Source organism: Rhodococcus sp. P14 (assembly GCF_000256505.1).
Lineage (GTDB): Bacteria > Actinomycetota > Actinomycetes > Mycobacteriales > Mycobacteriaceae > Rhodococcus > Rhodococcus ruber.
In genome coordinates this window covers 1-8,228 of the sequence record NZ_AJFC01000379.1, presented here as the reverse complement: position 1 = coordinate 8,228, position 8,228 = coordinate 1, and the positions used below count along the sequence as shown (strand labels likewise).

The window sequence follows — 8,228 nt, the reverse complement described above, 5'->3', positions numbered from 1 at the left end:
CCGCCCCGGGCCCCCAGCCGCAACGGCAGCCCCTGCGGGTCGTAGTTCGGGTAGTGCTCGCTCTGCCATCCGTCGGCGGTCAGGGACTGCCGGAAGTAGCCGGAACGGTAGAGCAGGCCGACACCGATGAGCGGCAGTCCGAGGTCCGAGGCCGCCTTGAGGTGGTCACCGGCCAGGATGCCGAGTCCGCCGGAGTAGTTCGGCAGGACCTCGGAAACACCGAACTCCATGGAGAAGTAGGCGATGCCGGACGGCAGCCGGGTGCCCTCGTTCTGTTCGTGCTGGTACCAGCGCGGTCTCGCGAGATAGTCGTCGAGATCGGCCGACTCGGCGTCGAGCCGTGCGAGGAACTCCTCGTCCGCGGCGAGCGCGTCGAGACGGGCCGGCGGCACTTCGCCGAGCATCCGCACCGGGTCCTGCTCGACGCGACGCCACAGGCCGGGATCGATCGAGGCGAACAGGTCCTGCGTGGGTGTGTGCCACGACCAGCGCAGGTTGACGGCGAGCGGGCCCAGCCCGGCCAGCCGCTGGGGAAGGTGGGCTCGTACGGTGAACCGACGCAAGGCTCTCACCCCGGGAAGACTACCGACAATCCGCCGTCCGCGAAGACCGGCAAATGCGGCAGACGTCCGGGGGCCGGGCCGGGTGTCCGGCGAACAGGCCGGGGACGTTTCCGTGCCGCGCCTCGAAGGGGCGGTTCGTGTCGGCGGCAGGACTCGGACGAGGGCGCCGATGCCCCTCCCGTTTAGTCGCGTCGGCGCCGGGTAACAGCTGTCTGGGAGCTCCGGCGACGTTACGCGTCGCACGAGGGGACGGCGGTGCGCCCCTCCATTACGGTTGGAGACGGGCCGCGTCCGACGGGCTCGTCAGCAGTCCGTGCAAGGGAACGGAGCCAGCGTGACAGACGGAACGGAGCGAGCGTGACAGGTCGAATCGGAGCCAGCGCAACAGGACGGCTCGGCATCGACGATGTCCGTCCCGACATCTCGGGAGGGCGACATCCGGTCAAGGCCGTCGTCGGGGAGGTGCTTCCCGTGTCGGCGGTCGTGTGGCGCGAGGGTCACGACGCCGTCGCCGCCACCCTGGCCGTGCGCGGGCCGGGCTCGGACCCGGAAAGCGAGGGAAAGCTGATCCGGATTCCGATGGTTCCCGGCGAAGCACCCGACACCTTCCACGCCGTATTCACCCCTACCAGTCCGGGACTGTGGACCTACCGCGTCGAGGCCTGGAGCGACCCGGTCACCACGTGGCGGCACGCGGTGGACGCGAAGGTCGCCGCCGGGCAGGGCCCGGAAGACCTCGCGAACGACATCGAGATCGGCGCCCGGCTGTTCGAGAAGGCCGCCAAGACCGCGCCGCGCCCCAACCGGCCGGCCCTGCTCGCCGTCGCCGCGGCGCTGCGTTCGGAGCGGCCGCTCGCCGACCGGATCGCGCCCGCCTTCGCCGCCGACATCACCGAGATCCTGCGGGCCAATCCCCTGCGCGAGCTGGTCACCCGCGGGAAGGCATACACCGCCGTGGTCGACCGGGAACGGGCACTGTTCGGTTCCTGGTACGAGTTCTTTCCCCGCTCGACGGGCGGCTGGAACGAGGACGGCACACCCCGGCACGGCACCTTCGCCACCGCCGCGGCGGAGCTGCCGCGGGTCGCCGCGATGGGATTCGACGTGGTGTATCTGCCGCCCATCCATCCCATCGGCAAGATCAACCGGAAGGGACCGAACAACACCCTCACCGCCGGCCCGGACGACGTGGGCTCGCCCTGGGCCATCGGTTCCGACGAGGGCGGCCACGACGCGATCCACCCCCAGCTCGGCACGGAGGACGACTTCCGCGCCTTCGTCGCCCGTGCGCGCGAACTGGATCTCGAGGTCGCTCTCGACCTGGCGTTGCAGTGCGCCCCGGACCACCCGTGGGCGAAGGAGCACCCCGAGTGGTTCACGGTCCTGCCGGACGGCACGATCGCCTATGCGGAGAACCCGCCCAAGAAGTACCAGGACATCTATCCGGTCAACTTCGACAACGATCCGGACGGCATCTACGCCGAGGTACTGCGCGTGGTGCGGCACTGGATCAGCTTCGGCGTCAAGATCTTCCGCGTCGACAACCCGCACACCAAGCCACCGAACTTCTGGGAGTGGCTGATCGCCGAGGTCAAGCGCACCGACCCCGACGTGCTGTTCCTGTCCGAGGCGTTCACCCGGCCCGCCCGCATGTACGGGCTCGCCCGACGCGGGTTCACGCAGTCCTACACGTACTTCACGTGGCGCGTCGCCAAGTGGGAGCTGACCGAGTTCGGCCAGGAGATCGCGGCGAAGGCGGACGAGGCGCGTCCGAACCTGTTCGTCAACACCCCCGACATCCTCCACGAGACCCTGCAGCACGGCGGCCCCGGGATGTTCGCGCTGCGCGCGGCACTGGCCGCCACGCTCGCACCGTCGTGGGGGGTGTACTCCGGTTACGAACTCTACGAGCACATCCCGCTGCGACCGGGCAGCGAGGAGTATCTCGACTCGGAGAAGTACCAGCTACGTCCGCGACGGTTCGACGAGGCCCGCCGTCGCGGTGAATCGCTCGAGCCGTGGATCGCCACGCTCAACCGCATCCGGCGGGCCCACCCGGCTCTGCAGCAGCTGCGCAACATCCACTTCCACCACATCGACAACGACGCCCTGATCGCGTATTCGAAATTCGATCCCCGGACCGGGGATTCGGTTCTCGCCGTGATCAACCTCAATCCCTTCGGGGCCGAGCAGGGCACCATCTGGCTGGACATGCCGGCGCTCGGTCACGAATGGCACGACCAGCTCACGGTGTTCGACGAGGTGTCCGGCGCGCAGTACTCGTGGGGTCAGGCCAACTTCGTCCGGCTCGAACCCTGGCGCGCCGTCGCGCACATTCTGGCGTTGCCGCCGATCGGGGTGCCGACGCGAACCACCCTCGCCTACAGGAGGAACTCGTGACCGTGCCCCCGATTCGTCGCCACTCCCCCAGCCCGCACGATCTGGCCCGGCTGACGGCCGGCGAGCACCACGATCCGCACTCGGTGCTCGGCGCCCATCCACATCCCGAAGGCACGATCATCCGGGCTCTGCGCCCGCAGGCGGAGAAGGTGGCGGTGCGCATCGGCGGCATCGATCATCCCCTCGAGCCCCTCGGTCACGATGTCTTCAGCGCGCTCGTCCCGGTGCACGACCTGTCGGACTACCGCCTCGTGGTGACCTACCCGTTCGAGCACACCGTCGTCGTCGCGGACCCGTACCGCTTCCTGCCCACGCTCGGGGAGTTGGACCTGCACCTGTTCGCCGAGGGCCGGCACGAGCGGCTGTGGGAGATCCTCGGGGCGCATCAGCGTTCGTACGAGACCCCCGACGGCCCGGTCCGGGGCACGTCGTTCGCGGTGTGGGCGCCCGGCGCGCGGGGCGTCACGGTCGTCGGCGACTTCGACGGCTGGGGCGGCCGGCTCGCGCCGATGCGGGTCCTCGGTTCCAGCGGCGTGTGGGAACTGTTCCTGCCCGACGTGGAGCCGGGTGCGCTGTACAAGTTCCGGATCCACGGCCGCGACGGCTCGGTCCAGGACAAGGCCGACCCGATGGCGTTCGCCACCGAGGTACCCCCGGCGACGGCCTCGGTGGTGCACCGGAGCAGCTACGAGTGGGGCGACGACGCCTGGCTCGCCGCCCGGGCCGAATCCCGCCCGTGGCAGGAGCCGATGAGCGTCTACGAGGTGCACCTCGGCTCGTGGCGGCCCGGTCTCGGGTACCGCGAGCTGGCCGACCAGCTCGCCGAGTACGTCGCGGCGGCCGGTTTCACCCATGTCGAGCTGCTGCCGGTCGCCGAGCACCCCTTCGGCGGCTCGTGGGGCTACCAGGTCACGTCGTACTACGCACCCACTGCGCGATTCGGCACGCCCGACGAGTTCCGTGCGTTCGTCGACCGGCTGCACGCCGCCGGCATCGGCGTGATCGTGGACTGGGTGCCCGCCCACTTCCCGAAGGACGAGTGGGCGCTGGCCCGGTTCGACGGCAGCGCCCTCTACGAACATCCGGATCCGCACCGCGGCGAACAGCTGGACTGGGGCACGTACGTGTTCGACTTCGGTCGCCGGGAGGTGCGCAACTTCCTCGTCGCCAACGCGCTGTACTGGATCGACGAGTTCCACATCGACGGCCTGCGCGTCGACGCGGTCGCCTCGATGCTCTACCTCGACTACTCGCGGCCCGAGGGCGGCTGGACCCCCAACGTGTACGGCGGCCGGGAGAATCTCGAAGCGGTGGCCTTCCTGCAGGAGATGAACGCGACCGTGCACAAGCTCCACCCCGGCGTCGTCACGGTCGCCGAGGAGTCCACGGCCTGGCCCGGCGTCACCCGGCCGACCCATGCGGGCGGTCTCGGGTTCTCCATGAAATGGAACATGGGCTGGATGCACGACACTCTCGGATACATCGGCCGGGACCCGGTGCATCGCACGTACCACCACCACGAGATCACCTTCTCCCTGGTGTACGCCTGGAGTGAGAACTTCGTCCTGCCCATCAGCCACGACGAGGTCGTGCACGGCAAGGGCACGCTCTGGACCCGGATGCCGGGCGGCGACCGGGAACAGGCCGCCGGCCTGCGCGGACTGCTCGCATACATGTGGGCGCACCCCGGCAAGCAACTGCTGTTCATGGGACAGGAGTTCGGCCAGACCGCGGAGTGGTCCGAGGAACGGGGCCTGGACTGGTGGCAGCTCGACGATCCGCACAACGGGCCGCTGCACCAGGGCGTCCACCAGCTCGTCACCGACCTCAACCGGATCTACCGGGAACACCCCGCCCTCTGGACGCTGGACACCTCACCGAGCGGGTACTCGTGGATCGACGCCAACGACTCGGCGAACAACGTGCTGAGTTTCCTCCGGCACGGGAGCGACGGTTCGGTCGTGGCGTGCTTGTTCAACTTCTCCGGATCGACCCATTCGGACTATCGTGTCGGACTACCCGAAACAGGACAGTGGTCGGAGATCCTCAACACGGATTCGACGGCTTACCAGGGCAACGGCATCGGCAACCTCGGTGCCGTGACGGCCACGGCACGCTCCTGGCACGGGCGCCCGGCGTCGGCGGAGGTGACGCTGCCTGCTTACGGTGCGATCTGGCTGACGCTGCAGCGGTGACCGCCGTCCTCGGACGACAGGAGAAGACCAGGTGACTCGGACGCGGCTGCCGTTCCGCCTCGCGGTACCGGCGCTGGCCGTGATGGTGCTCGCCGGATGTGCCGCTCGTATCGAGGGCACCGCCGTCTCCATCTACGACAACCCGTTCTCCGTGGCCGGTCTGCCGGTCTCCTCGGGCCCCAGTGGTCCGCGGCCCGGCGCCACGGATGCGCCGGTGACGATCGAGAACTCGGACGGCGGGGACGTCGACGTGCTCGCCGGCAACGCCGTCGCCGACATCGAGGCCTACTGGACCGAGGAGTTCCCCCGCATCGCGCGAGGAGCGTTCGAGCCCGTCGGCACGATCGTCTCGTGGGATCCCGACGAGCGCGGCCCGAGATTCTGCGGGGAATCCACGTTCGAATTCGTCAACGCCGCATACTGCAACCGCGACGACGTCATCGGCTGGGACCGCACCTACCTGATGCCGCAGCTCATCGAGACGTTCGGTCCCATGGCGGCCGTGACGGTGCTCGCCCACGAGTACGGTCACGCCGTGCAGTTCAAGGCCGGAACGGTTGCCGAGGACGATCCGGGCATCGTGTTCGAACAGCAGGCGGACTGCTTCGCGGGCGCCTTCATGCGGCACGTCGCCGCCGGCAACTCGGAGCACTTCCGGCTCAACACCTCGGACGGGCTGAACTCGGTGCTGGCGTCGATGGTGTCCTTCCGCGACAGCGATCCCAACGACCCGGGTGCGATCCACGGGTCGGCATTCGAACGTGTCACCGCGTTCCAGATCGGCTTCACCGACGGTGCGGGATCGTGCACCCGCATCGACGCCGCCGAGATCGAGTCCCGGCGCGCCGATCTACCGCAGTTCTTCGACAGCTCCGACGACGGCGAACTCCCCGTGACCGAGGAGTCGGTGGAGGCGCTGATGGCGTCGTTCCGCCGGGTGTTCGATCTGCCGCGGCAACCGGAACTGGACCTGACCGGGGCCGACCTCGGCTGCCCGGATGCGAAGCCCACGTCCCCGGTGTCGTACTGTCCCGCCACCAACACCATCGGCGTCGACGTCGAGGAACTTGCGGACCGCGGCACTCCGCTGCAGACCGGCGCCGGGGGCATCACGACCGACGTGCGAGGCGACTACGCCGCGTACGTCCTGCTCGCATCGCGCTATGCGCTGGCCGTGCAGAACGCCGCCGGTCAGGCGCTCGTCGAGCCTCGGACGGCGCTGCAGGCGGCCTGTCTCGCCGGTGTGATCAGCGCCGAACTGAGCCCCGACAGCACCGGCTCGCAACCGGCCGAGGACATGGTGTGGCTGTCACCGGGGGACCTGGACGAGGCCGTCTCCGGTCTGCTGGCCGACGGTCTCGCCGCCAGCGATGTCAACGGCAACACCGTGCCGAGCGGGTTCTCCCGGGTCGACGCGTTCCGGACGGGGGTTCTCGGCGGGGAGGCCGCCTGTTCCGGGCGCTACCACTGAGCCGCCACCGCCGAGCCGCCACCGCCGAGCCGCCGCCACCGAGCCGCCGCCACCGAACAGTGTGCGGTGGGCGATCCGGAAAGCCGGAGCGCCCACCGCACGGGGGAGAATTCAGTACAGCGCCGACGCCAGCTTGCGCCGCGCCGCGACAACGAACGGCTCTGCCGGGTCGAACAGCTCGAACAATTCGAGCAGCCGCGCACGGGCCGCGTTCCTCTCGTCACCCGCGCTGCGGGCCACGAATCCGATCAGCCGCGCGAACGCAGCCTCGGGCTGCTGCGCGAACAGTTCCGCGTCGGCCGCAGCGAGCTGTGCATCGAGATCGGCCGGGGCGGCATCCGCCCGGGCGATCGCGTCGGCCGGCACAGTCTGCGCCCGGGCGAGGAACCGGACCTGCCGCAACGCGGCCAGAGCGTCGGCATTGGCGGGCTCGGAATTGAGGATCAGCTCGTACGCCGCTTCGGCACCCGCCAGGTCCCCCGCATCGAGGGCCTGCTCGGCCGCGACGAATCGCGGGTCCTCCGCCGGTTCCTCCGCGACCTCCCCTCCGGGCGGGCCGGACAGCTTGCCGGCGACCGCGTCCTGGATGGCGGCAAGCCATTGCCGGAGCTGCGGTTCGGGCTGGACGCCCTGGAAGTCGGCGAGGGGTTGTCCCGCGGCGATGGCGACGACGGTCGGCACGGACTGCACGCCGAACGCCTGAGCGATCCGCGGGTTGGCGTCCACATCGACCTTCGCGAGAACCCAGTTGCCGCCGCCCTCGTGCGCCAGCTTCTCGAGAACCGGTGAGAGCTGCTTGCACGGGCCACACCAGGTGGCCCACAGGTCCACGATGACCGGGACCTGCATCGAGCGCTGCAGCACCTCGGCCTCGAACGTGGCCTCGGTGACGTCGACGACGGGCGCGAGGCCGGTCGCGACGGCGGCGCCGGAGTCGGACTGCGGCGGAGGTGGGGGGGCGGCGGCCCGCTCCTTGAGGGGCGCGAGATCCACCGCGCCGGACATTGCCGCGGCGGTCGCGGCGGAACGTGCTGACGGACGGGAACCTGGTCGAGTCACGGTGTCCAGTCTGTCACGTTCCGCGCGACAGGTGACAGCAGGTCAGGCGAGTGCGGGCGCGTCGGCCGGACGCGCCTGCGTGGACAACTCCGCGAGACGGCCGGTGCGCGCAGCCCACCACTCGAAGACGATCGTGCCGAACGGCGGGATGGAGGAGATCAGGGCTAGGCCGGTGGTGACCAGGTTCCACTTCAGCGCCCGTGCGGTGAGGAGAGCGACGAGGACGAAGGCGACGAACACGCCGCCGTGCAGCGGCCCGAAGATCTTCACGCCGATCTCGTTGCCGTTCTCCGGCAGATACTTGAACGCCATACCGACGAGCAGGCCGGCCCAGGTGAAGGCCTCGAGGATTGCGACGAAGCGGAACCGCTTGGCCGGGGTGCTGAGATCGAAGAAGTTCGCCATGCACACCATTGTGCCGATCGCCTACGACGACCCGTCGTTGCTGTGAGAGACGTCACGGCCCCGACGCACTGCGTCGAGGCCGTGACAGGAGTAAGGAGCGGCGGGTTACGCCTTGGGGACGCGGACGATGAGGGC

At 69.6% G+C, this 8,228-nt stretch carries 6 protein-coding genes; 3 read left to right on the top strand and 3 right to left on the bottom strand.

Features of this window, described 5'->3' with window-relative positions:
* On the bottom strand, positions 1-572 hold a 572-nt coding region (locus tag OEY_RS29305), incomplete at its 3' end, for a DUF3417 domain-containing protein (RefSeq protein WP_192811094.1).
* A 348-nt stretch (positions 573-920) separates the two neighbouring features.
* Here OEY_RS29305 and OEY_RS0126440 point away from each other — a divergent pair.
* From OEY_RS0126440 to OEY_RS0126430, 3 genes are read left to right on the top strand one after another with little or no spacing between them, the layout of a single operon-like run.
* A complete protein-coding gene (locus tag OEY_RS0126440) occupies positions 921-2,963 on the top strand; it encodes an alpha-1,4-glucan--maltose-1-phosphate maltosyltransferase (RefSeq protein WP_010596742.1) in 2,043 nt (680 codons plus the stop codon).
* The gene (glgB, locus tag OEY_RS0126435; RefSeq protein ID WP_010596741.1) at positions 2,960-5,158 is read left to right on the top strand and encodes a 1,4-alpha-glucan branching protein GlgB; all 2,199 of its coding nucleotides are present in this window, start codon (positions 2,960-2,962) and stop codon (positions 5,156-5,158) included. Before OEY_RS0126440 ends, glgB begins: the two co-directional genes overlap by 4 nt.
* Before the next feature lie 31 nt (positions 5,159-5,189).
* The gene (locus OEY_RS0126430; RefSeq protein ID WP_010596740.1) at positions 5,190-6,629 is read left to right on the top strand and encodes a metallopeptidase; all 1,440 of its coding nucleotides are present in this window, start codon (positions 5,190-5,192) and stop codon (positions 6,627-6,629) included.
* Positions 6,630-6,740: 111 nt separating this feature from the next.
* Here the strand turns inward: OEY_RS0126430 and OEY_RS0126425 are convergent, their stop codons facing one another.
* Together OEY_RS0126425 and OEY_RS0126420 are read right to left on the bottom strand one after the other, a co-directional pair.
* Entirely contained in the window at positions 6,741-7,634 is an 894-nt protein-coding gene (locus tag OEY_RS0126425) for a tetratricopeptide repeat protein (RefSeq protein ID WP_010596739.1), read from the bottom strand.
* Between the two features lie 96 nt (positions 7,635-7,730).
* Positions 7,731-8,102 carry a DUF3817 domain-containing protein gene (locus OEY_RS0126420; protein WP_017681051.1) on the bottom strand — a complete coding sequence of 124 codons (372 nt, stop codon included), beginning with the start codon at positions 8,100-8,102 and terminating at the stop codon, positions 7,731-7,733.
* Positions 8,103-8,228 lie beyond the last annotated feature (126 nt).